Origin of the sequence: Achromobacter sp. HNDS-1 (assembly GCF_040084795.1) — a bacterium.
Lineage (GTDB): Bacteria > Pseudomonadota > Gammaproteobacteria > Burkholderiales > Burkholderiaceae_B > Achromobacter > Achromobacter ruhlandii.
Genome location: NZ_CP157584.1, coordinates 3241382 through 3264767 on the forward strand (window position 1 = coordinate 3241382; position 23386 = coordinate 3264767).

Consider the following 23386-nt stretch of genomic DNA (forward strand, 5'->3'; position numbering starts at 1 on the left):
GTTCAACCGAGTACGCATGATGTCCAAGTTACGTTCCCTGATCGTGTGGTCCGTGGTCTTCACGCAGGTCTGGTCGCCGGTGCTGGCGCAGACCCTGCCGATCTCGGTGGACAGAAGCGTGCCGGGTGCCAAGCCCTTCGTGAGCGTCAGCCATGGCGTGCCGGTGGTCAACATCGCGCCGCCTTCGGCCGGCGGCGTGTCTAACAACCGCTACACGCAATTCAACGTCGGCCCATCCGGTGTGGTGCTCAACAACAGCGGCGGCGCCAGCCAGACGCAACTGGCCGGGCAAGTGTCGGGCAATCTCATGCTGGGCAATCGGCATGCTGGCACCATTCTCAACCAGGTCACCGCGCCCAACCCGTCGCAATTGCTCGGCACGTTGGAAGTGGCGGGCAATCGGGCCAACATCATCGTCGCCAACCCGGCGGGCATCACCTGCAATGGCTGCGGATTCCTGAACGCGGACCGCGCCACGTTGACCACCGGCAAGCCGCGCGTCGGGCCGGACGGCGGCATCGGTTTTGACGTGACGACAGGCCGGCTCGCGGTCGAGGGGCAAGGCCTGAACGGCATGAACCTCAGCCAAGTGGACCTGCTCGCGCGCACGCTGGAGATCAACGCGGGCATCTGGGCGAACCGGCTGAATGTGACGGCTGGCGCATCGCGCGTTGACTATGGCTCGGACGCCATATCCGCGCAGGCGGGTGATGGCCCCGCGCCCATCGTGGCGCTGGACACCGCCGCGCTGGGCGGCATGTACGCCAACAGCATCCGCCTGATCGGCACCGAGGCCGGCGTGGGGGTGAACATCGGCGGCAATCTGGCCGCGCTGACGGGCGATCTGCAAGTCAATGCCGCCGGCGATGTGCGCATTGCGCCGCGCGCCACTGTGCAGGCGGCCGGCGATCTGCGCATGCGCAGCGGCGGCGAACTGGCCGTGCAGGGCGCGGCGCAGGCGACAGGCGCGGCCGCGCTCGTCGCCACGCGCAACGTGACGATCCCGGGCGCGGTCGGCGCGGGCTCGTCGCTGAGTATCGAGGCGGGCGGCGATGCGGCGGTGGGCGCACAAGGCAGCCTGCGCACCCAGGGCGCCTTGCGCGTGGCCGCAGGCCGGGATCTTTCGCTGTCGGGAGGCCTGCTAACGTCCGGACAGGACGCGCGCGCGCAATCGGGCCGCAATCTGACGGTGGCCGCTCAGGCGGCAATGCCGGGCGGAGCCACCGAAAGCGGCGCCGGCGCGGACGCGGAGGCAGGTGCGCAGCCGGGCAAGCCATTCGGCCCAGCCACGCCCAGCGAGCCGCCCGGCGGCGTATCCACGGTGGACGGCGTGGTGTCCGCGCAAGATGGCGTCACGCTGCAAGCGGGCCGCGACCTGGTGCTGCCGCAACAGGTGCTGGTGTCGGGAACGCTGCTCACCGAGGCAGACGGGCGCGTGGCCTTGGCGGCCGGCACGCAATTGCAGTCGGCCGGCAACGTGACGATACGAGCGAGCCAGGACATGGCCCTGGGCGGTGCGGTCCTGACCGACGCGGCGCTGAGCCTGATCAGTGGCGGCGATCTGGTGCAGGGCGCGGCGGGCAGGCTGCAAGGCAAGCAGGTGCAGGCCAGTGCCGGCCGCGACCTGGCCTTGGGCGGCGCATGGGTGTCCGCAGCCGATGCCCAGGCGCGGGCCACGCGCGATATGCGCTTGGACGGAAAACTCAGCGCCGGTGGATCGTTGGATCTGGATGCGGGGCGTCATCTGCGGGTTGGCGCCGACGGGCAAGCAGACGCGTCGGGCCAGGCGCGCATGCACGCGGCCGGCGACCTCTCGCTGGCTGGCCTCGCGCAAAGCAATGCTGGCCTGACCTTATCATCCGGCCGTGATCTGCAGGTCGATGGCGGCGCGTTGGCCGATGGCGGCTCCGTGTCCATGACCGCTGGCCAGGCGTTGACGCTAGGCGCCGCGAGCCGCGTGCAAGGTGGGGACCTCATCGCGCGCGCGGGCAGCGATGTGGACGCCCGAGGCGAAATGGGCGCGCAGGGTGATATCGGGCTCCTGTCCGGCCGCGATCTGCGGCTTTCGGGCAAGAGCGCCGCCTCGGGCAATCTCGGCCTGCAGGCCAGGCGCGACCTGTTCGCCGACGCCAATGGGCTTTGGGAGGCGAACTGCGGCGCAACTATCGAGGCCGGGCACGATGCGGCATGGGCAGGCACCTTGCGCGCCAATCGCGGCATCGCGCTGGATGCCGCGCGCCGGCTGTCCGTCGACGGCCTCGTCACCACGGCCGAAGGCGGGCTGCTGAGCGCGGCGGGGGACGCGTTGTCCATCGGCGTGACGGGCCGCCTGATTTCCAGGGATCGCCTGGGGGTGACGGCGGGCGCGGACCTGGTGATCGATGGCGAACTCAGTTCGTTGGACGAACTGTCTGTGCAGGCGGCGCGCGATGCGCGGGCCGGCGGCAAGCTGCATGCCACGACCTCGTTGCGCATGGCGGCCGGTGGCGACCTTGCCCTGCTGCGCGGCGCCAGCGTCCGCAGCGATGGCGAAGTGGCGCTGCACGCCGACCAGGATCTGGCGCTGGCCGGCATGGCGGCGGCGGACGGTGGCATGGTCTTGAACGGGGCGCGTGACCTGACGATGGCGGGCGAGGCATTCGCTTTCGGCGGGCGGTTGCGCCTGGAGGTTAGCCAGAATGCGCGGTTGGAAGCGGGCAGCCGCCTGCAAGGCCTGGGCGTGGACGCGCGCGCTGGTGGCGACTTGAGCCAGGATGGCCAACTGGTGTCCTTCGCGGACATCAATCTGGCTGCCGGCCATGACCTGAGCGCAGGCGGCGGAATCGTTGCCGATGGCAAGCTGGATCTGTCCGCTCAGGGCGACGCGCGGATTGGCGAGGCGGGGCGTCTGCAATCGGCGGGTCTGGCCACGCTGCGCGCGGACGGCGAAGTCGCCGTCGCCGGCGAACTGCGCGGCGATGGCGGCACGGCGGTCAATGCGGGCGGCACGCTGAATGTGCAGGGCTTGATCGCGTCGGCGCAAGGTGCGCTGACCATGAATGCCGAACAGGACCTGACGTTGGGCGCGAACGGCAGCGCCTTGGCGAGCGGCCCATTGAAGGCGCAGGCCGGCGGGGCGTTGGCCAGCGCGGGAATGCTGTCATCGCTAGCCGACCTGGCATTGGAGGCAAGCAGGAACCTGACCTTGCAGGGCCAGAGTCTCGCCACCGGCGACATGCGCCTGAATGCGGGTGGCAGGCTCGTCAGTGCCTCCAGCGCGCAGACGCAGGCCAACGGCGCGTTGAGCGTGAACGCCGATTCGGCGATGCTGGCCGGCCAGGTTGTCGCTGGGGGCGTGACCAATCTGCGCACGAACGGCGAACTGCTCCTGGACGGTAGCTTGCTGGCACCCGGGAACACACTCACGCTGGCCAGCGGCGGCGATCTGAAACTGGCCGCATCCAGCGCCATGAAGGCGGGCGGACGGCTGACCGCGCGAGCTGGCGGCGCGTTGCTTGCCGACGGCGCGATACAGGGCGACAGCGATATTCACCTGTCCGCCACGTCGGACGCGGTGCTGAACGGCAACACGGCCGCCAACGGCCTGTTGAACGTCATGGCAGGCAAGGGCCTGGGCGACCTGCGGGTCGGGCAAGACGCGCACCTGCGGGCGGCCACCACGTTGGACATGCGCGCAGGCCGCGACCTGACCGTCGCGGGGACGCTGGCTTCGACCGCGGATCTGACGCTGGCCGCTGCGCGCGACATACGCGTGGATGGCGTGGCGGCCAGCGACGCGGGTTTGACCTTGACCGGGCGCGACATCACGGTGGGCGACCCGGGCCTGATCCAGGCGGCCGCCACCATGGCTGGCGTGGCCGACCGCTCGATGACGATCGCGGGCCGCGCGGTGGCGGGCCGTACGCAATCGCTGGGCGCGGGCGAGCGCCTGTCGATCGCGGGCACGGTCGCGGCCTTGCAGGGCGATCTGTCTCTGGCTGCCACGCGCGGCGATGCCATCTTCGGCGCGGCATCGCGTCAACAGGCGGGCGGCTCGCTCATGTTGACGGCGGGCGGCGCATTGCAGATGTCGGGCAGCAGCAGCGCCGGCCAGGATTTGTTCTTGCGCGCCGGCACTGATGCCCAGCTCGATGGCGTGATCGCCACGCGGCAAGGCACGCTCGCGGCCACCGCCGCCCGCGACCTGCGGATAGCGGCGGGCGGCCGCCTGCAAGCAGGCGCCGGACTGGCCCTGGCGGCTGGCGACGTCCTGACGCATGCGGGTGTCGCCGTTGCGGGCGCACAGGCAGACCTGAGCGCCAATACCGCATTGAGCAATACCGGCTCGGTGCTCGCCGCCGGTGATCTGCGCGTTCGCGTTCCGGGTCTGCTGCACAACGCCGGCCGCCTGGTGGCCGGTGTCGACGCCGATGGCGGATTGCGCCTGCCAGGCGGCCTCCAGGTCGACGCGGGCACGATCCAGCATCCTGGCGTCAGCCTGGCCGGCAAGGACATGACGTTGTCCGCCAATGGGTTGCAGCTTGACGGCGGCGCGCTGTCGGCGATGGGCCAGATGACGCTGGCCGTCACGGGCGACATCGACACGGCCGGGGCCCTCCTGCACGCCGGGGCGTTGGATCTGTCGGCGGTTCACCTGCGCAACCCGGGTGGCGCGCTCACCGCCACGGGCGCGGCCCGCATCTGCCTGGGCGCGGGCCTGGACAACACCAACGGCAAGCTGATCGCCGCCGGCCATGCGCGCGTGGACGCAGCCAGCATCGACAACCGCGACGGAACGCTCGCCGGCGGCGATCTGACCATCGTCACCCCGGGCGCGGTCGACAACCGCAGTGGCCTGATCCAGGCGGACGGCACGCTAGCGCTGTCGGCCGCAAGCCTGGACAACCGCGCAGCCACCGCGCCGGCCGTGCCGGTTCGTGGCTTGCTGGGCCGAGTGGTCGCCGTCGAGGCTGACGGCATCAACAATCAGGGCGGCGCGATCAACGCCATCGAAGGCCTGTCGCTCAAGGCCCGTGACATTGACAACACCGCGGGCCGGATCGTCTCGCAAGGCGATGCCAGCATCGAGACCGACGTCCTGCAAAACGGCCGAGGCGAGCTGGCGGCGGGCCGGAACCTGGCGCTCGGCATCAAGGCCTCGCGGACCCTGGGCGCGCTGCGCGCGGGCGGCGATCTGTTGCTGGATTACGCCGGCTCGCTGAACCTGGATAGCGATATCACCGCGGGCCGTGACCTGACACTGAAGCTGGGCGGCGCGCTTGATAACCGGGCGCGCGTCAGTGCCGGGCGCGACCTCGGCATCCGCGCCGAGTCGTTCGTGAACCATGAGACGGGCGAATGGATTGCCGGCCGCGGCAACACGATTGATGTCGCCAACGGGCTGGTCAATGAAGGCCTGATCGATGGCAAGACCACCCGCATTGCGGCCGGCTTTGTGGATAACCGGGGCCGCATTTACGGCGACCAGGTATCGATCGGCGCCGGCACACTGATCAACACGGTTGGAACCAAGGGCGCGGCGGTGATCGCCTCGCGAGCGGACATGGATCTGGGCGCTGGCTCGCTCGTCAACGAGCAGGGCGCCCTGATTTACTCGGCGGCGGACCTGCGAGTGGGCGGCGCGCTGGACGCGGTAGGTACCGCCACGGGCCAGGCCGCGCGGGTGCGCAACAGCGCGGCGACGATCGAGGCGGCAGGTCAGGCCAGCATCGCCGCGTCGCTGATCGAGAACTTGAATCCCAGCTATGCGAGCCGGACTGAACAGGTTTCGTCCGAGCCGAAATTCTATTTCCGGCAGGTCAATCAGGACCGGCAGGAGTTCGGGCCGTTGATGGACGGCAGCGAGTTCTTCTGGGTGTGCCATGAGTACCGGGGAATCTGCTCGCAGAATCCCGCGCAGGGCGTGGGCAAGCAGAACTGGCTGCTGCTATTGCCACCCAGCGAGAAGTACCCGGCCGCGCGCTATGGGCCGCCCTTCGACTATGGCGTGCCGAACTGGTATGGAGACTGGGGCCTGGATCCGACGGCGACCACCTGGCCGATCGCGCCCTCGTACACCCCGGCGGAGCCGGGCTGCGCGGGCATGGCCGACGACGACTGCGATATCCCGCAAGACCTCTTCGCCTACGCCCCGGATGCACGGATCTGGTCGGTCTTCGGGGTCACCCCGCCCGACGGTCCGATGCCGCAATGGGATGAAACCGAACCGGCGACATGCCGTAACGGCAAATCATCGGTTTGCGAAGCCTATGCCGCGCGCCGCGGCGCGTATGAGCAAGCCTACGCCGACTACAAGGCGCGGCACCTCGAACTCGACACACGCATCAAGGCCTTCAACCGCGACGTGAACGACCGCTGGCAACACGCGTTCATGTACTACCGCGTCAATGAGACGGTTGTCGAGACCCGGACGGTGTCGTCCGATCCCGGGCAGATCCTGTCTGGCGCCGCGATGACCTTGACCGGGGCGGTCACCAACGACAAGAGCCGCATCGCCGCTGGCGGCGCGCTGTCCGTGGTCGGACCCGCCATCGACAACATCGGCGCCAGCGGCACGCACACCGTGACGCGCGAAGGCGTCATGACCTTGAGCTTCGAGAAGCAGCGGCACGCGCGCAAATCCACGCGCTGGGAAAGCAGTAGCCCCTACGCCAGCACCTTGGCGGCCGAAGCGATTGACCTGCCGGTCGCCACCGCGACGGGCGGCGCCGCCCTGACGCTGTCGGGCGGCGCGCCGGCCGCGACCCCCATAGGCGCGCCGGAGCCGGTGCGGGTCTTCAGTGTCGACCTGCCGGGCGGCAAGGCCATCCGCACCGTTGCCCGTCCGGCCGGTATTCCCGACAACCAGCTCTTCGTGGTCAACAGGCAGCCGCAGGCGCCCTACCTGGTGGCGACCGACCCGCGCTTTACTGCCGGCCACGCCCACGTCTCCAGCGACTACCTGCTCGATCTGCTGCGGCAGCCCGGCACGCTGCCTGAGGCCTCGGCCGGCGAGAACGCGGGCGGTGGCGATCGCCGCGCCGGCGATCCCGTCCTGGTATCGCCACCCGCGCGCCAGAACGGCGATATGGCAGGCGCGGGGGACGCCGTGACGGTGGCACATCTGGGCGGCTGGGACGACCTGATCCCGCCGGGCGCCAAGTTCCTCACGCCGGCGGGCCAGCCCCGGCGCCTGGGCGACGGATTCCATGAGCAAAAGGTGGTATCCGACCAGATTCTCGCCACCAGCGGCCAGCGCTTCCTGGAGAACTACAGCAATCAGGATGCGCAGTACAAGGCCTTGCTCGCGGCCGGCGCCCGCTTCGCGCAGGCGCACGGCATCAAGCTGGGCGCCAGGCTGACCGAAGCCCAGCAGCAGTTGCTGCTCACCGATCTGGTATGGCTGGTGGAACAGCCCGTGACCCTGGCCGATGGCAGCGTCCAGTCGGTGCTGGTGCCGCAGGTGTATCTCCTGGTCCGGAAGGACGACCTGAAGGGGGACGGCACGTTGATCGCCGGGCGCGACGTCGACATTGCCGCCGAGGGCGATTTCGTCAACAGTGGCGCCGTCGCGGGGCGTCAAGCCACCGTGATCCGCGCCGGCAACATCGTCAACCGGGCCGGCGGCACTCTCCAGGCGGGCGGCACCATCGACCTGATCGCGCGCCAAGACATGACCAATCTGGCATCGCTGATCAAAGGCGACAAGATTGGCCTGAGCGCCGGACGCGACATTGCGCTGACCTCGACCTCGGCGTCCGAACGCGCCAGCAATACCTGGGGCACCTATCTCACGGGCAAGGCGCGGATCGACGCGGGCAGCCTGGACGTGCGGGCGGGGCGCGACCTGCGCCTGACCACGGCGCAAATCGCCGCCCGGGACGACGCGCGCCTGCAAGCCGGCCGCGACGTCAACATGGCCACCCTGACCGAGCGCAAGGGCGAACGCCTCGAGCGCGACCCGCGCAACCGCTACGAACTGAGCACAGGCCGCGAGATCGGCGCGGCGCTTGCCGCCGGCGGCAGCCTGACCCTGGCGGCGGGCCGGGACATCAACGCGCGCGCGGCCGATGTCACCGCGGGCAAGCATCTGGCGGTGCAAGCCGGGCGCGACATCAACGCGACGGCCGGCGTGCGGACGCAGCACTCCTATATCGAGTCCTACAGCAAGCAGCGCGGCTTCCTGTCCAGCCGTTCCAATCACATGGTCAACGCCATCACGACCGAGCGGGCGCAGGCCACGACCTTCACGGGCGACACGGCAACGCTGACGGCCGGCCGGGACGTAGCGGTCAGCGGCTCGAACCTGGGCGCGCAGCATGACCTGGCGGTGTCGGGCGCGCGGGATGTGAAGATCACCGCCGGCGCCAACACCATGGACATCCGCCACTACGAGCAGGACAAGCAGTCCGGCTTGGGCGCGATGGGCGGGTTGAGCTACGGCACGCGCAGGCAAACCGACTCGCTCGATGGCAAGAACGTGTTCCATACCGCGAGCATGGTGGGCAGCGTTGAGGGCGACACGCTGATTCGCGCGAACCGCGCGCTGAACCTGACGGGCAGCAACATCGTGGCGCGCCAGGGCGATGTGGCGCTGATCGGGCGCGGCGTCAATATCGCCGCGGCGATCGACACCACGCGCGACAAGGAATACCACGAGGTCAAGCAGTCCGGCTTCAGCATCAACGCCAGGACACCCGTGATCGATGCGATGCAGACGGCGGGAAAAATGCACCAGGCCGCCGGCAAGACCGACAACAAGGTCATGCAGGGCCTGGCGCTGGCGACCACGGGTATGGCCGCGCTCAATGCCTACGACTCGGTGATGGCGGATCCCAAGAGCGCCGGCGGCGCAAGCCTGAGCATCGACCTGGGCGCCAGCAAGAGCCAGAGCGCCACGGACCGCGCGTCTGCATCGACGGCCGGATCGACCGTGGCCGCCGGCAGGGATATCACGCTCCTGGCCCGGGGCGCTGGGGCCGCTTCGGACATTGCGGTCACGGGATCGCGCTTGTCGGCGGGCGGCAATGCCGTGCTTGAGGCCGAGGGAAGCATCCTGCTGCGGGCCGCGCAAAACACATACGAGCAACGCACAAAGAACAAGAGTTCCAGCGCAAGCGTGGGTATCGGCGTGTCGGCCGATAGCGAGAACGGGGTTGGCGTCATGGTCAACATCGGCGTCAGCGGCGCTCGCGGCCATGCCGATGGCCAGGATGCGAGTTGGGCCTACAGCAACGTGAGCGCCGGCAATGTGCTTGCGCTGCACTCCGGCGGCGACACCTCCTTGATCGGCGCGGCGGCACAGGCCGACCGGATCATGGCGTCGGTAGGAGGTGGCTTGCGCATCGAGACCTTGCAGGATGTCAGCACGTACGCCTCCAAGCAGCAGAGCGCCGGTGTCCAAGCCAAGATCTGCGTTTATGGCTACTGCAAGAGCTCCGTATCCGGCAACGTGGCGCAAGGCCGGATGGACAGCAACTTCAAGTCCGCCAGCGAACAGGCGGGATTGAAGGCCGGTGATGGCGGCTTCCAGCTGGATATCGCGCGAAACACAACCTTGGTCGGCGCGGCGATATCCAGCAGCGAGCGCGCGGCGCTGAAAGGCCGAAACGCGCTCGCTACCGGCACGCTGGTGGTTCAGGACGTCAAGAACACGGCGCGATACAAGGCCGATCAGATTGCCCTGAGCGGGGGCTATAGCTGGGGCGGCGACGGCGGGGGCGCACCCAAGAAAGACGACGCAGGCAAAACGGACGTAGGCGCGAACACCAACGGCCAGGCGGCGGGCGGCGCCGACAAGGCGCGGGACCCGGGCGACAAGGGCGGGGCGTCGGCAGGCCTGCCTGTCGTCGTGGGCGCGTCCGGCAATGCCAGCTCGACCACGCGCAGCGCGATCAGCGTGGGTGCGATTGTGATTCGCAATGAGGCCGCGCAGCAGGATCTGACGGGGATGACAGCGGTACAGACGATTGCTGCGCTGAATCGCGACACGTCGTCGGATACGTTGAATGCGCTCAAGCCGATCTTCGACAAGGAGAAGATCGAGGCGGGGTTCGAGATCGCGTCGGAGGCGCAGAAGCAGGTCGGGCAGTTCCTGGAGACTCGGGCCAGGCAAGCCAAGGCACTGGAAGATGCGCTGAAGAACGAGCCTGAAGGACCGCGTCGCGATCAATTAAAGCAAGCTTTTGAGGATGCGAAGACGTGGGGGCCGGGTGGCGAGAGCCGTCGTTGGCTGACCGCGATCTTGGGGGCTGTGAGCGGCAATGTGACCGGCGCGGCGGGTGACGCGATCCAGGCGACCGCAGTCAATTATCTGCAAGGATTGGCGGCATCCGACGTGAAGCAAATCGTCTCGGCGTTGGGCGACGGCCCCATGGCGGAGACGGCTCGCGCCGCCATGCACGCGATTGTGGGTTGCGCGGGCGCGGCAGGCAAAGGCAGCGATTGCGGCGCGGGCGCGCTGGGCGCGGGTTCCGGTGCGGTGCTGAATGCGCTGTTGGCGGGCGATGCCTCGAAGATGACCCCGGAAGAGAAGGAAGTTCGTCGCAACCTGATCGGCTCGCTGGTGGCGGGGATTGCGGAAACGTCAGGCGTCTCGGGCGCGGAGGCAGTCTTCGCGGCGATCAATGAAACGGAAAACAACTATCTCAAGCCGGATGAGTTGAAGTTGTACCTTGCGGCGCGGCAGGTATTGAAGGATTGCGCCGGGGATGTTTGCGTGCAAGCCCGCAAGGAAGTGGATCGGCTCAATGCCATCAGTGTGAACCGCAACAACGGGGCGGAACGCGCTTGCATTGAGAACCCGCAGGCATGCGCGGCGGTGGCGCAAGTGCTGCGCGCCGATATCACAGCCCTGGAGACACAGGCCAACAGCCTGGACCGCACGGAAGCAGCCACGGCCGCCAACAATCTGCTGCAGGCGCGCACGCAGTACTACACGAACCTGGAATTGCGGGCGCTTGCCGCCGAGCAGGCGCGCGAGCGCGAGGGCCAGGGATCATGGCTGAATACGCTGTCCAAGGAAGATCTGTCTGCGAGTGGCTATCTGACGGCGCAGGAGGTGCAGGATCTGGAAGCGATGCGAAGCCAGGGACTGAAGGTGGGGGTTCTGGCGGTATTGCCGGCGGTGGCCGATGGCGTGATGAAGGGGATCGGATCGGTTGGGGGGCGGCGGGTGCAATTGGCGCCTGAGAAGGCGAAATCTCCAAACTTGAATGGTGCAAAAGATGAAGGCGCAGGCTTTAGTGGTGGTAAGCCGACTGTTCCAGGTGATCCGTATAACCCAAGCACTGTTTCTGAGCGGTCCGGATTAAACAGAAATAATTATGGGCGGGAAAATTCTACTGATGAATTTCCTGCCGGTCTTCCCAATTACGCAAACCACTCCACTGCAAAGAATTATCAGTCTAGGGTGCCGCGAGACTTGAATGAGCAGATTTTGTGGAACAGAGTTAAAGAGAATCCCTCTGCTGGTCGAGACACCAAGCTGGCTGGTGACAAAGATTTTCCACGAGCTGAGGGATGGAAAAAAATGGAAGTGAGCCACAGATTGCCTAGCGGAGAGAACATAACCATTCATTATCAGTACAATTCCGCGACGGGAAAAGCATACGATATGAAAATTACTACCCCTCAACCATTGCCTCCCGCACTCCAGCCCGGGAAAACCTTAGAGTAATGCGAAATGATTATTAAAGAGCTAGGACGCGAAGAGCCGGTGCAGGTATATGGAGTGTATTGGATTAATAGTGAAAGATTTTATTGGGTCATTCCCTATGAGGGTTACGGTGGTTTGATGGCACTCGGTGATAAGGATGTCAAGATCGTTGACTCTTCCTTATCAAGTGATCTTATCCTCTGCAAAGATGGGGACGGGTCGGACATGATTTTGCACTGGGCTGCGGAAGGCTTGATCGATGATTTGGCTGAGCGTGATCCAATAGCGATGGCCGAGTTTTTAAGGCGCTTAAAGAGTTGATAGTTGGTAGCGAGCGACTTCCGGGGTTATCGGAGGTCGGTAGAGTCGTATGCCGGTGCAGATAGCCAACTGAAGCGGACGTGAGGGGATTGTTACCGCAGGTCAAAAATAGAGGTCCCCGCGATGAGTGAATTGGAAAAAAGAATGCAAGCTGTTCTGGACGAGATTTCGCAATATCTTGTCCCCGATACAGAAAGAAATGTCAGAGAGCTGCTTGTGCACGGGGAGGCAGGAATAGCTTTGGAACTACTCTGCTCTCAATTGGCGGAGTTCGATATAGCTATTCCACTGAAAATCAAAGAGCAGCTCGCGGTGTTTGCGAAGGATATGGGTATAGAGGTTAGTGAGTTGCAGGAGTTGAGGTCTTTTACGGGAGTTTCACGAGATGGCTCCTATTGAGCCATCGGTGCGAAATGAACCTCCCGGGTGTTTCGCAGAGGTCAGTCAGCTTGAGTCAGACTGCGCCGACCAGCCCCCCGCTCACGCGCGCACCTGAAAACTCACCTGCCCCGGCCGCCCCGGCAGGTTCAACGTCGCCGTGGCCGGCGGCGTTGTCGCCACGACCACCCCGGCGCGCAGCACCATCAGGCGCGTGGCGCGCAGGCGCAGCGCCTCGACCGGGTCGCGGGCCTGCAGCAGCACCATATCGGCGCGCTTGCCCACTTCCAGCCCGGTCTCGTCCAGGCCCAGGATCTTCGCCGGCGTGGCCGTGACGGCCTGGAAACAGGCGCGCATGGCGTCCTGCCCGGTCATCTGCGCCACGTGCAGCCCCATGTGCGCCACTTCCAGCATGTCGCCCGAACCCAGGCTGTACCAGGGGTCCATCACGCAGTCGTGGCCGAAGGCCACCGGCACGCCGGCGGCCAGCAGCTCGGGTACGCGGGTCATGCCGCGGCGCTTCGGGTAGGTGTCGTGGCGGCCCTGCAGCGTGATGTTGATGAGCGGGTTGGCGATGGCCGACACGCCGGCCTCGCGCATCAGCGGGATCAGCTTGGACACGTAGTAGTTGTCCATCGAGTGCATCGAGGTCAGGTGCGAGCCCGTGACGCGGCCCTGCAGGCCCAGGCGCTGCGTGTGATAGGCCAGCGTCTCGATGTGGCGCGACAGCGGGTCGTCGCTTTCGTCGCAGTGCATGTCCACGCGCAGGCCGCGCTCGGCCGCCAGTTCGCACAGGATGCGCACCGATTCGGCGCCGTCCTGCATGGTGCGCTCGAAGTGCGGAATGCCGCCGACCACGTCCACGCCCATGTCCAGCGCGCGCTTCAGGTTATCGAGCGCGCCCGGCGCGCGCAGCACGCCGTCCTGCGGGAAGGCGACCAGTTGCAGGTCCAGGTACGGCTTGACCTGCTCGCGCACGTGCAGCAGCGCTTCCACCGCCAGCAGGCGCGGGTCGCACACGTCGACGTGCGAGCGGATCGCCAGCAGGCCGCGCGCCACCGCCCAGTCGCAATAGGCCAGCGCGCGCTCGACCAGCGCTTCCTGCGTCAGCAGCGGCTTGAGTTCACCCCACAGCGCGATGCCTTCGAGCAGCGTGCCCGATTGGTTCACTCGCGGCAGGCCGAACGACAGGGTCGAGTCCATGTGGAAGTGGGCGTCGACGAACGGCGAGGTCACCAGTTGGCCGGCGGCGTCGATGGTCTGCGCGGCCTCGGCCTTCAGCGCCGGTTCGAGCGCCACGATGCGGCCCTGGGCCACGCCGATGTCGATGTGCTGGCGGCCGTCCGGCAGCGTGCAGTTCTTGAGGATCAGATCGAGCATAGTCAAACCTTGTGGATCACCGTTCGCCCTTGCGGTAGGGCTTCATCAGGGCCTGCGGGTAGGCGGCGCGGCGCGCCATCACCACCAGGGCCAGGATGGACAGAATATAGGGCAGCATCAGGTAGACCTGATAGGGCAGCTCGGGCAGGCCCGGCAGCGCCGCCCCGCCCTGCTGCAGCCGCAGCTGCAGCGCGTCGAAGAAGGCGAAGATCAACGCGCCCAGCAGCGCCTTGCCGGGCCGCCACGAGGCGAACACCACCAGCGCCACGCAGACCCAGCCACGGCCGTTGACCATGTTGAAGAAGAAGGCGTTGAAGGCCGCCAGCGTGAGGAAGCTGCCGGCCACGCCCATCAGCGCCGAGCCGGCGACGATGGCGCCCATCCGCAGTTTCGTTACCGACAGGCCCTGGCCCTCGGCGGCGGCGGGGTTCTCGCCCACCATGCGGATCGCCAGGCCCACCGGGGTGCGGTTCAGCACCCAGGCCAGGATCGGCACCGCGGCCAGCGCCAGCAGCGTCATCGGCGTCTGCCCGGCCAGCACCGGGCCGATCAGCGGAATGCCGTCCAGGAATTTCATTTCGGCGAACGGCGTGATGGTGGGCGGCGTGTTCACGCTGGGAAACGTGACGCGGTACGCGAAGTAGCTCAGGCTGGTGGCCAGCAGCGTCACGCCCAGGCCCGAGACGTGCTGCGACAGGCCCAGCGGCACCGTCAGCACCGCGTGCAGCAGGCCGAACACGGCACCCGCCAGCGCGGCGGCCAGCACGCCCACGTACAGCGGCGCGCCCAGGTACACCACCAGCCAGCCGGTGAAGGCGCCGGCGGCCATGATGCCTTCGATGCCCAGGTTCAGCACGCCGGCGCGCTCGCACAGCAGCACGCCCAGCGTGCCCAGGATCAGCGGCGTCGCCAGCCGCAACACCGCGACCCAGAAGGCCGCGGAACTCAACAGGTCCATCCATTCCATGGCGTGCTCCTCAAGCCCGGTTGCGGCGCAGGCGGTACTGCGCGAACAGCGTCGCGACCAGCATGGCGAGCAACGACGTGGCGACGATGACGTCGGCGATGTAGTTCGGCACCGCGATGGCGCGGCTCATGCTGTCCGCGCCCACCAGCATGCCGGCCACGAAGATGCTGGCCAGGATCACGCCCAGCGGGTGCAGGCCGGCCAGCATGGCCACCACCACGCCGGTGTAGCCGTAGCCCGGCGACATGTCGAGCGTGACGTAGCCGGTGCGGCCGGCCACCTCGATGGCGCCGGCCAGTCCGGCCAGCGCGCCCGACAGCATGGCCGTGCCCAGCATCACGCGGTTGACCGGCAGGCCCAGGAAGCGCGAGGCGTGGGCGTTGGCGCCGACCGCGCGCATCTGGAAGCCGAACACCGTGTAGCGGTTCAGCAGCCACAGGCCCAGCGCCAGGCCGGCGGCCCACAGCAGGCCAGTGTGGGCGCGGGTGCGCTCGATCAGCTTGCCCAGCTCCAGGTCGGGATTGAGCGCCACCGATTGCGGCCAGCCCATCGCCATCGGGTCTTTCATGGGGCCGTCCAGCATCATCGAGACGAACAGCAGCACGATGAAGTTGCCCAGCAGCGTGGTCACCACTTCGTCCACGCCCAGGCGCGTCTTGAGGAGCGCCGGGATCAGCAGCAGCAAGGCGCCGGCCAGCGCCGCCGCCAGCATCATGCCGCCGAATAGCGCCGGCAGGGGCAGGTCGAAGCCGGTGCCGTCATGCAGGCCGCCCACCGCCACGGCGGCCAGCGCGCCCAGGTACAACTGGCCTTCGGCGCCGATGTTGTAGAAGCGCGCGCGAAAGGCTACGGCGCAGGCCAGGCCGGTCAGCATCAGCGGCGTGGCGCGCGTCAGAGTCTCGGACAGCGCGAATTTGGAGCCGAACGCGCCTTCGAACAGCAGCGCGTAGGTGCGGCCCACCGGCGCGCCGGCCCAGGCCACCAGCAGCGTGCACACCGCCAGCGTAAAGAGGATGGCCGCGATCGGGGCCAGGGCCAGCGCGGTGCGGCTGGGCTCGGGGCGGCGTTCCAGGATCAGTTTCATTCGAGAAATGCTCAGTAGAGGGGGCACGGTGTCAGGCGCGCGTGCCCGTCATGGCCAGCCCGACGGTGGCGGGCGTCCATTGCGCGACCGGCTTGTCGGCGACCAGCTTGCCGCCGCACAGCACCGCGATGCGGTCGGCCAGCGCGAAGATCTCTTCCAGGTCTTCCGATACCAGCAGGATGCCGGCGCCGCGCCGGCGCGCGGCCAGCAGCTGTTCGCGCACGTAGGCCACCGCGCCGATGTCCAGGCCCCAGGTGGGCTGGTCGGCGACGATGAAGCGCGGTTCGCGCGCCAGGGTGCGGCCCAGGATCAGCTTCTGCATGTTGCCGCCCGACAGGCTGCGGGTGCGCACATCCAGCGAGGCGGCGCGCACGTCGAACTGCTTGGCCAGCGCCGCCGCGTAGGCGCGGCCGGCCTTGGCGCGGATCAGCCCGAAGCGCGAGAAGCGCGGGTCCTTCAGGTCTTCGACGATGGCGTTTTCCCACAGCGGGCTGTCGCCGATCATGCCTTCGCCGTGGCGATCCTCGGGAATGCGGCCCACGTGCGCGGCGGTCCAGCCGGCCGGCGTGGTGGGCGCGGCCGCGTGTTCGGGGCCCAGGCGGATGGTGCCGTCGGCGGGCTGGCGCAGGCCGGTCAGCACCGACACGAGCGCCTGCTGGCCGTTGCCGGCGACGCCGGCGATGGCCACGATCTCATGCTTGTGCACCACCAGGTCCAGGCTGTCCAGGCGCGGCGCGCCGCCGCGCGGGTCGCGCACGGTGACCTGCGACAGCGTCACCACCGGCGCGGCTTGGCCGGCCGCCGCCATGGCTTCGGCGTGCGGCATGGCGACCTTGCGGCCCACCATCAGCTCGGCCAGTTCGGCCGGCGTGGTGGCGGCGGTGTCGCGCTCGGCCACCAGCTTGCCCTGGCGCAGCACCGCGACGCGGCGCGACACGGCCATGACCTCGTCCAGCTTGTGCGAAATGAAGATGACGGCCAGGCCCTCGTCGACGAAGCCGCGCAGCGTGGCGAACAGGTCCTGCACTTCCTGCGGCGTGAGGACGGCGGTGGGCTCGTCCAGGATCAGCACCTTGGCGCCGCGGTACAGCGCCTTGAGGATCTCGACGCGCTGCTTCTCGCCCACCGACAGGCTGCCGACGCGCGCGTCCGGATCCACCCCCAGGCCGAAGCGCTGGCCCAGTTCCACCAGGCGGCGGCGCGCCGGGCCGCGGCCCGAGGCCAGCTTCCACAGCGACTCGGTGCCGACCATGATGTTGTCCAGCACGGTCAGGTTGTCGGCCAGCGTGAAGTGCTGGTGCACCATGCCGACCCCCGCCGCCAGCGCGGCGTCGGGCCGGCCCGGCGGCAAGGGTTGGCCGAAGACTTCGATACTGCCGGCGTCGGCCACGTAGTGGCCGAACAGGATCGACACCAGGGTCGATTTGCCGGCGCCGTTCTCGCCCAGCAGGGCCAGCACTTCGCCTTGCGCCAGCGTCAGCGAGACATCGTCATTGGCCGTCAGGCTGCCGAAGCGTTTGGTGATCCCTGCCAGCCGCAGGGCGAGAGCCGCTTGATTCATCGTGCCGACGACTTGGGTTCTTTGTCGTTGACCTGCACGCTGAAGCTGCCGTCCAGGATGGCCTTCTGCTTGGCCTGCACCTTGGCGATCAGGTCAGCGGGGATCTTGCTCTCGAAGGTGCCCAGCGGCGCCAGCGACGAACCCTTGTATTTCATCAGCGAGTATTGGCCGAAGTCGGCGGCCTTGAAGGTGCCGGCCTTGACCTGCTTGAGCGCCTCGTCGATGGTCGGCTCCATGCTCCACAGCGCCGAGGCCACCACGGTCTCGGGGTACTGCGGCTGGGTGTCGATGACGTTGCCGATGGCCAGCTTGCCGCGTTCCTTGGCGGCGTCCGACACGCCGAAGCGCTCGGCGTACAGCACGTCCGCGCCCTTGTCGATCATGGCGAAGGCGGCTTCCTTGGCCTTCGGGGGATCGAACCACGAACCGATGAAGGTCACGGTGAATTCGGTCTTGGGGTTGATTTCCTTGGCGCCCTCGATGAAGGCCTGCATCAGGCGGTTCACTTCGGGGATGGGGTAGCCGCCCACCAGGCCGATCTTGCCGGTCTTGCTCATGCCGGCGGCGATCATGCCGGTCAGGTAGGCCGGTTCCTGGATGTAGTTGTCGAACACCGAGAAGTTGGGCTGCTGCGGCTTACCCGACGAACCCATCAGGAAGGCGGTCTGCGGGTAGTCCTTGGCCACCTTGCGGGCGGCGGCCTCGACCGCGAAGGCCTCGCCCACCACCAGCTTGTTGCCCTGCTCGGCGTACTGGCGCATGACGCGCTCGTAGTCGGCGTTGGTGACGTTTTCCGAGAACGTGTATTCGATTTCACCCCGGTCGCGCGCGGCGGTCAGCGCCTTGTGGATGCGCGACACCCATTGCTGTTCCACCGGCACCGTGTAGATGGCGGCAACCTTGGTCTTGGCGGGCGCCTGGGCCTGGGCGCCAGCCGACAGCAGCAGCGCGCCGGCGGCGGCCGCGGCCAGCTTCAGCAGGCCACGGCGGGCAATGCCGCCGGCGGCCGGGAGGGAAAGGGATTTCATGCGCAAGTCTCCTTCGCGGGGATGGAAAGGGAATGGGAGGAATGGCGGCGATGTCCGGGCGTCGCGGTGCGGCACGCGTGGGCGGGCGGGGTCGAGGGCGTGGGATCGGTCATCGGATGGGGGAGCGCCGGGGCGGCGCGCCCCATCCGAATGGGCAGGTTCGCGGCCAGTCCTGGCGAAGCAAGTTGTATGCCATGCGGCATTCCCGCGACAAGTCGGGGGAATCCTGATGGCCGGGCGCGATTATAGGCACCCTGGCGGCCAAGCGTGGCACCAGCATGGTGCGCACCGTTGCGGTGCGTGGACACTTTTCGGCGTGGAACAGCCTGTTGCGGCTGAAATGGGCCCGAAAGGCCCTGGAGGCCTATCGCCATGCGGCCATCGGCGCGGCCGCGGGCCTAAAATTCCCGCATAGCGCCGCGCCCGTGCGCGGCAAGCCGGAATCCATCATGCAAGACATTCAATTGCTGCTTGAGCAGTACGGCGGCTGGCTCGTCTTCGCCAACGTGCTGGTCGAGCAGGCGGGCCTGCCCGTGCCCGCCTATCCCATGCTGATCGCCGCCGGCGCCCTGGCCGGCGCGGCCGGCTGGCTGGTGCCGTGGCTGGCGGCCACCGTCGCCTGTCTGCTGGCCGACTCGCTCTGGTACGCGGCCGGCCAGCGCTACGGCTCGCGCCTGCTGGGCGTGATCTGCAGGATGTCGCTGTCGCAGGACTCTTGCATCCGCCAGACCCAGCGCCTGTATCTGCGCATCGGCGTGCGCGCCCTGCTGGTCTGCAAGTTCCTGCCCGGCGCCGGCGCCCTGTCCACCGTGATGGCCGGCCTGACCGGCACGCCGTACCGCCGTTTCCTGGCCTATGACCTGGTGGGCGCCATGATCTGGGCGGGCTCGGCGCTGCTGCTGGGCGGGCTGTTTCACGGCGTGGTCAACGACGTGCTGGACGTGCTGGGCACTTACGGCCCCATGGGGCTGGCCCTGCTGGCGGCGGTGCTGGCGCTGTACATCATCGCCCGCGCCCTGCGGCGCTGGATCCTCAAGCGCCACCTGCGCGTGATTCCGCGGCTGTCGGTGGACGAGCTGATGCAGTGGCGCCAGGACGGCCGCCAGGCGCTGGTGTTCGACGTGCGCCCCGAGGCGGTGCGCGAGGAAGACCGCATCCCCGGCGCCATCGCCGTTGACCTGCGCGCCCCGCTGCCGGCGCTTGAAGCCGGCAGCGAGGAGGCCGATATCGTGGTCTATTGCGCCTGCCCCAACGAGGTTTCGGCCGCGATGCTGGCCGCGCGCCTGCGCGCCGCCGGCTACCCCAAGACCTGGGCGCTGCGCGGCGGCTACGAAGCCTGGGCGCGCCACGCGCACCCGGCCTGACATCGTGCCGGGGGCGTGACGGCGGCCGCCGGTCGCAGGTCACGCGGGCGCTCCGCCCGCGATCGTTCCCCTCTACCTCCACCCACCTGGATGCGGGCCTTTGGCGGGCCGCGCCGGCGTCTGTCCGGGCCATGGGCGCCCGCGCGGTTTCGGTCCGCGCCCGGCGCCGCCACGGGCGCATAATGGCTCCATCGGCCCGCGCCTTTGACGGGCCAGGGAGACAGGCATGAAGTTGTTGTTCTTGGGCGCCGGTGGAACCGGCGGCTATTTCGGCGGCCGCGCCGCCCAGGCGGGCGCGGACGTGACCTTCCTGGTGCGCGAGGCCCGCGCCGCGCGCCTGCGCGAGCAGGGCCTGCGCATCGAAAGCCCGTTCGGCGACGCCACGCTGCAGCCGCAATTGGCCACCGCCGACACGCTGAAGGGCTTCTACGACGTGGTGGTGCTCAGCTGCAAGGCCTATGACCTGCAAAGCGCCATCGACGCCATCCGCCCCGCCGTGGGCCCCGACACCGCGGTGCTGCCCATCATGAACGGCGTGCTGCAGTACGACGTGCTGGACCGCGAATTCGAACCGCACCGCGTGCTGGGCGGCCTGTGCCAGATCAACGCCACGCTCGGCCCCGAAGGGCAGGTGATCCACCTGGGCAAGCACGCCAGCATCGTCTTCGGCGAACGCGCCGGCCCGGCCCGCAGCGCCCGCTGCGAGGCACTGGCAGAGGCCCTGGCCGGCGGCGAATACGTCAGCCGCCTGAGCGAAGACATCTACCAGGACATCTGGGAAAAATACGTGTTCCTGACGACGCTGGCCGCCGCCACCTGCCTGATGCGCGGCACGGTCGGCCAGATCGCCGCCACCGACGACGGCGCCGACATCGTGCGCGGCCTGCTGCGCGAATCGCAGGCGGTTGCCGCCGCCAGCGGCCACGCGGTGCGGCCCGAGGCCGACGCCAACGCGCTCAAGATCCTGACCGATCCGTCCCAGGCCATGACCGCCTCGATGTTCCGCGACCTGCGCCAGGGCCTGCCGGTCGAGGCCGACCACATCGTCGGCGACATGGTGCGGCGCGCGCGTACGCTGGGGGTGGATGCCTCCACGCTGCGCACGGCCTACGCGCATTTGCAGGTCTACCAGGCGCAGCGCGCCGCGGCCTGACCGCGCGGCCCGGGCTCATTGGTGCATGGATTGCAAAAAACTCTTCCGTGCCCGTGGGTTCCGGGATCCGATCCGGCCGAATAGTATGGGTTTGCCCGTGCTCCGGACCGTCCAGCGCCGCCTGTCGCGGCCATCGTCCGGGGCCCACCTACCAGGAGCAACACCATGAAAATCGCATTGATCGGAATCACGGGCCGCGTCGGCTCGCGCGTGGCGGACGAGCTGCTCAAGCGCGGCCACCAGGTCACGGGCATTGCCCGCAACCTGGGCGACGTCAACGCCCAGCCCGGCCTGACCGTCCAGCAGGGCGACGCCACCGACCCGCAGGCGCTGACGCCCCTGCTCAAGGGCCATGACGCCGTGGTCAGCGCCTCGCGCTTCGTGTCCGCCGACGCCAAGCCGCTGCTGGCGGCCGTGAAGGACGCCGGCGTGCCGCGCCTGCTGGTGGTCGGCGGCGCCGGCAGCCTGGAAGTGGCGCCCGGCAAGATGCTGATCGACACCCCGGAATTCCCTGACGCCTACAAGCCCGAGGCGCGCGCCGGCGTCGTGTTCCTGGACGCCTTGCGCCAGGAAAAGGTGCTGAACTGGACCTTCCTGTCGCCGTCGGCGCTGTTCGAGCCGGGCGAGCGCACCGGCGCCTTCCGCCTTGGCGATGACAGCCTGCTGGTCGATGCCGGCGGCAAGAGCTGGATCTCGATGGAAGACTACGCCATCGCCCTGGCCGACGAGATCGAGACGCCCAAGCACTCGCGCCGCCGCTTCACCGTGGGCTACTGATTCCGTCCGCTTCCCCCCGGATCGCCTGACGCGGCTCCTTGGACCCAAGGGGCCGCGTCGTTTTTCAGGCGAAAGCCGCAATGGCGGCAGGGTCGAATCGGCCGGTTTTGTTTGTAAACTGGCAAACCGCCAGCCGGCGTCACGATCCCCGAGTAGTCAGTATGAGCATGAAGTTCAAATCGTTGGCCCTTTGCCTGTTGCTGGCCGCCAGCTGTGTGGCGCCGGTACAGGCCGCCGCGCCGCAGTCCAACAAGGACATCGTGTTGGCGTTTTTCCGCATGATGTTCCAGGACCGCGAGATCGACGAGGCGGTGCGCCTGTATGTCGGCAAGAACTACATCCAGCACAACCCCTACATGCGCGACGGCGTCGAGCCGATGGTGGATTTCTTCCCGCACTACTTCGAGCAGCATCCGCAGGCCACGGTCGACATCAAGCGCGTCATCGCCGAGGGCGACCTGGTGATGATCCACAACCTGTGGCGCGAATCGCCCGAAGACCGCGGCCAGGCCGTGGTCGACATCTTCCGGGTCGAGAACGGCAAGATCGTCGAGCACTGGGACGTCAGCCAGGAAATCCCGGAAAATCCCGCCAACAAGAACGGCATGTTCTGAGACCGGTAAACCATGTCCGCCATCGAACCCGTCGACCTGCCACGCGCCTACCTGCTGCTGAACCACGGCCCCACCGTGCTGGTCACCAGCGCCCACGGCGCCGAGCGCAACGTCATGGCCGCGGCCTGGGCCATGCCGCTGGATTTCAGCCCGCCCAAGATGCTGGTGGTGGTGGACAAGAACACCCACACGCGCACGCTGATCGAGGCTTCCGGCGAATTCGCGCTGTGCATCCCCTCGCGCGCGCAGGCCCAGGCCACCCTGCAGGTTGGCTCGCATTCGGGGCGCGACGAAGACAAGTTCAAGGCCAGCGGCCTGGCCACCTTCGCCGCCAGCAAGATCGGCGCGCCGCTGATCGAAGGCTGCCTCGGCTGGCTCGAATGCAAGGTGGTGCCCGAGCCGCATAACCAGCAGGCCTACGACCTGTTCATCGGCGAGGTGGTGGCCGCCTGGGCCGCGCCCGACGTGTTCTCCGGCAACCGCTGGCACTTCAATGACGACGCGCGCCGCTCGGTGCATTACGTCGCGGGCGGTTCGTTCTTCGCCACCGGCGAAGCGTTCTCGGTTGCCGATCCGGAGTAAGCCCATGCGCCGCGTCTACCTTGCCGGCTTCGACGTGTTCCTGCCCGACGCGGTGGCGCACGGCGAGCGGCTCAAGACGCTGGCGGCCGCGCATGGCTTCGAGGGGCTCTACCCGCTCGACAACACGCCGCCGGCCGGTCTGTCCGGCGCCGCGCTGGCGCAATGGATCTACCAGGCCAACGCGGCGATGATCCAGCGCGCCGACCTGGTGATGGCCAACCTCAACCCGTTCCGTGGCGCCGAACCCGATTCGGGCACGGCCTTCGAGGTCGGCTACGCCATCGCGTTGGGCAAGCCGGTGTGGGGCTATACGTCGCAGGCCGGCAGCGTGCGTGAGCAGGTCGCCGTGGGCGTGGCCGCCGACGATGCGGCGCGCGCGGTGGACGCGCAGGGCTACACGGTGGAGGACTTCGGCTTGAACCTGAACCTGATGCTGGCGTGCAGCGCCCGCATCGTGGTGGGCGACGCGGCCGACTGCCTGGCGCACATGGCGCGCGGTTAGCGCGCCAGCGGCGGCCCGTTGGCGCCCGCCGTCATCCCCG

14 protein-coding genes are annotated in these 23386 nt (G+C 68.1%); 9 read left to right on the plus strand and 5 right to left on the minus strand.

Annotation, left to right across the window (positions count from 1 at the left end):
• Positions 1 to 16 precede the first annotated feature (16 nt).
• The 3 genes from ABFG95_RS15085 (at position 17) to ABFG95_RS15095 (ending at position 12355) form a co-directional block, all read left to right on the plus strand.
• Positions 17 to 11656, plus strand: coding sequence for a hemagglutinin repeat-containing protein (locus ABFG95_RS15085; protein WP_348994723.1), 11640 nt, complete (start codon positions 17 to 19; stop codon positions 11654 to 11656).
• A 6-nt stretch (positions 11657 to 11662) separates the two neighbouring features.
• A complete protein-coding gene (locus ABFG95_RS15090) occupies positions 11663 to 11956 on the plus strand; it encodes a hypothetical protein (protein ID WP_175146038.1) in 294 nt (97 codons plus the stop codon).
• Positions 11957 to 12100: 144 nt separating this feature from the next.
• Entirely contained in the window at positions 12101 to 12355 is a 255-nt protein-coding gene (locus ABFG95_RS15095) for a MafI family immunity protein (protein ID WP_175146039.1), read from the plus strand.
• A gap of 81 nt (positions 12356 to 12436) precedes the next feature.
• Here the strand turns inward: ABFG95_RS15095 and ABFG95_RS15100 are convergent, their stop codons facing one another.
• Genes ABFG95_RS15100 through ABFG95_RS15120 form a run of 5 tightly spaced genes read right to left on the minus strand, consistent with a single transcriptional unit; the run spans position 12437 to position 18354 of the window.
• Positions 12437 to 13714 (minus strand): amidohydrolase family protein, encoded by a 1278-nt coding sequence (locus ABFG95_RS15100; protein ID WP_278992755.1) that lies wholly within the window; start codon positions 13712 to 13714, stop codon positions 12437 to 12439.
• A 16-nt stretch (positions 13715 to 13730) separates the two neighbouring features.
• Positions 13731 to 14681: an ABC transporter permease gene (locus ABFG95_RS15105; RefSeq protein ID WP_054418758.1), complete on the minus strand. Its 951-nt coding sequence runs from the start codon at positions 14679 to 14681 to the stop codon at positions 13731 to 13733.
• A 10-nt stretch (positions 14682 to 14691) separates the two neighbouring features.
• Positions 14692 to 15765, minus strand: a complete 1074-nt coding sequence (locus tag ABFG95_RS15110) for an ABC transporter permease (RefSeq protein ID WP_020925735.1) — start codon at positions 15763 to 15765, stop codon at positions 14692 to 14694.
• A 31-nt stretch (positions 15766 to 15796) separates the two neighbouring features.
• Positions 15797 to 17326 carry an ABC transporter ATP-binding protein gene (locus ABFG95_RS15115; RefSeq protein ID WP_278992754.1) on the minus strand — a complete coding sequence of 510 codons (1530 nt, stop codon included), beginning with the start codon at positions 17324 to 17326 and terminating at the stop codon, positions 15797 to 15799.
• A complete protein-coding gene (locus ABFG95_RS15120; RefSeq protein ID WP_054418762.1) occupies positions 17323 to 18354 on the minus strand; it encodes a BMP family protein in 1032 nt (343 codons plus the stop codon). The genes ABFG95_RS15115 and ABFG95_RS15120 overlap by 4 nt, the downstream gene beginning before the upstream one ends.
• A gap of 449 nt (positions 18355 to 18803) precedes the next feature.
• On the opposite strand from ABFG95_RS15120, the gene ABFG95_RS15125 reads away from it, so the two are divergent.
• From ABFG95_RS15125 to ABFG95_RS15150, 6 genes are all read left to right on the plus strand, one after another.
• Positions 18804 to 19718 carry a VTT domain-containing protein gene (locus ABFG95_RS15125; RefSeq protein WP_049077355.1) on the plus strand — a complete coding sequence of 305 codons (915 nt, stop codon included), beginning with the start codon at positions 18804 to 18806 and terminating at the stop codon, positions 19716 to 19718.
• Positions 19719 to 19944: 226 nt separating this feature from the next.
• Entirely contained in the window at positions 19945 to 20871 is a 927-nt protein-coding gene (gene panE, locus ABFG95_RS15130; protein WP_049070394.1) for a 2-dehydropantoate 2-reductase, read from the plus strand.
• 165 nt (positions 20872 to 21036) lie between these two features.
• The gene (locus ABFG95_RS15135; RefSeq protein ID WP_049070395.1) at positions 21037 to 21648 is read left to right on the plus strand and encodes an NAD(P)-dependent oxidoreductase; all 612 of its coding nucleotides are present in this window, start codon (positions 21037 to 21039) and stop codon (positions 21646 to 21648) included.
• Positions 21649 to 21809: 161 nt separating this feature from the next.
• Positions 21810 to 22262 carry a nuclear transport factor 2 family protein gene (locus ABFG95_RS15140; protein ID WP_049070397.1) on the plus strand — a complete coding sequence of 151 codons (453 nt, stop codon included), beginning with the start codon at positions 21810 to 21812 and terminating at the stop codon, positions 22260 to 22262.
• 12 nt (positions 22263 to 22274) lie between these two features.
• Positions 22275 to 22844, plus strand: coding sequence for a flavin reductase family protein (locus tag ABFG95_RS15145; RefSeq protein WP_049070398.1), 570 nt, complete (start codon positions 22275 to 22277; stop codon positions 22842 to 22844).
• A gap of 4 nt (positions 22845 to 22848) precedes the next feature.
• Positions 22849 to 23346, plus strand: a complete 498-nt coding sequence (locus ABFG95_RS15150) for a nucleoside 2-deoxyribosyltransferase (RefSeq protein ID WP_278992753.1) — start codon at positions 22849 to 22851, stop codon at positions 23344 to 23346.
• The last annotated feature ends 40 nt before the right edge of the window (positions 23347 to 23386 follow it).

Excerpts from the sequence above, each read along its gene's own strand:
- ABFG95_RS15140 (WP_049070397.1), top strand. The coding sequence starts at position 21,810 with ATGAGCATGAAGTTCAAATCGTTGGCCCTTTGCCTGTTGCTGGCCGCC.
- ABFG95_RS15095 (WP_175146039.1), top strand. The coding sequence starts at position 12,101 with ATGCAAGCTGTTCTGGACGAGATTTCGCAATATCTTGTCCCCGATACA.
- ABFG95_RS15085 (WP_348994723.1), top strand. The coding sequence starts at position 17 with ATGATGTCCAAGTTACGTTCCCTGATCGTGTGGTCCGTGGTCTTCACG.
- ABFG95_RS15145 (WP_049070398.1), top strand. The coding sequence starts at position 22,275 with ATGTCCGCCATCGAACCCGTCGACCTGCCACGCGCCTACCTGCTGCTG.
- ABFG95_RS15125 (WP_049077355.1), top strand. The coding sequence starts at position 18,804 with ATGCAAGACATTCAATTGCTGCTTGAGCAGTACGGCGGCTGGCTCGTC.
- ABFG95_RS15110 (WP_020925735.1), bottom strand. The coding sequence starts at position 15,765 with ATGAAACTGATCCTGGAACGCCGCCCCGAGCCCAGCCGCACCGCGCTG.
- ABFG95_RS15150 (WP_278992753.1), top strand. The coding sequence starts at position 22,849 with ATGCGCCGCGTCTACCTTGCCGGCTTCGACGTGTTCCTGCCCGACGCG.
- ABFG95_RS15120 (WP_054418762.1), bottom strand. The coding sequence starts at position 18,354 with ATGAAATCCCTTTCCCTCCCGGCCGCCGGCGGCATTGCCCGCCGTGGC.
- ABFG95_RS15100 (WP_278992755.1), bottom strand. The coding sequence starts at position 13,714 with ATGCTCGATCTGATCCTCAAGAACTGCACGCTGCCGGACGGCCGCCAG.
- ABFG95_RS15135 (WP_049070395.1), top strand. The coding sequence starts at position 21,037 with ATGAAAATCGCATTGATCGGAATCACGGGCCGCGTCGGCTCGCGCGTG.
- ABFG95_RS15105 (WP_054418758.1), bottom strand. The coding sequence starts at position 14,681 with ATGGAATGGATGGACCTGTTGAGTTCCGCGGCCTTCTGGGTCGCGGTG.
- panE (WP_049070394.1), top strand. The coding sequence starts at position 19,945 with ATGAAGTTGTTGTTCTTGGGCGCCGGTGGAACCGGCGGCTATTTCGGC.
- ABFG95_RS15115 (WP_278992754.1), bottom strand. The coding sequence starts at position 17,326 with ATGAATCAAGCGGCTCTCGCCCTGCGGCTGGCAGGGATCACCAAACGC.
- ABFG95_RS15090 (WP_175146038.1), top strand. The coding sequence starts at position 11,663 with ATGATTATTAAAGAGCTAGGACGCGAAGAGCCGGTGCAGGTATATGGA.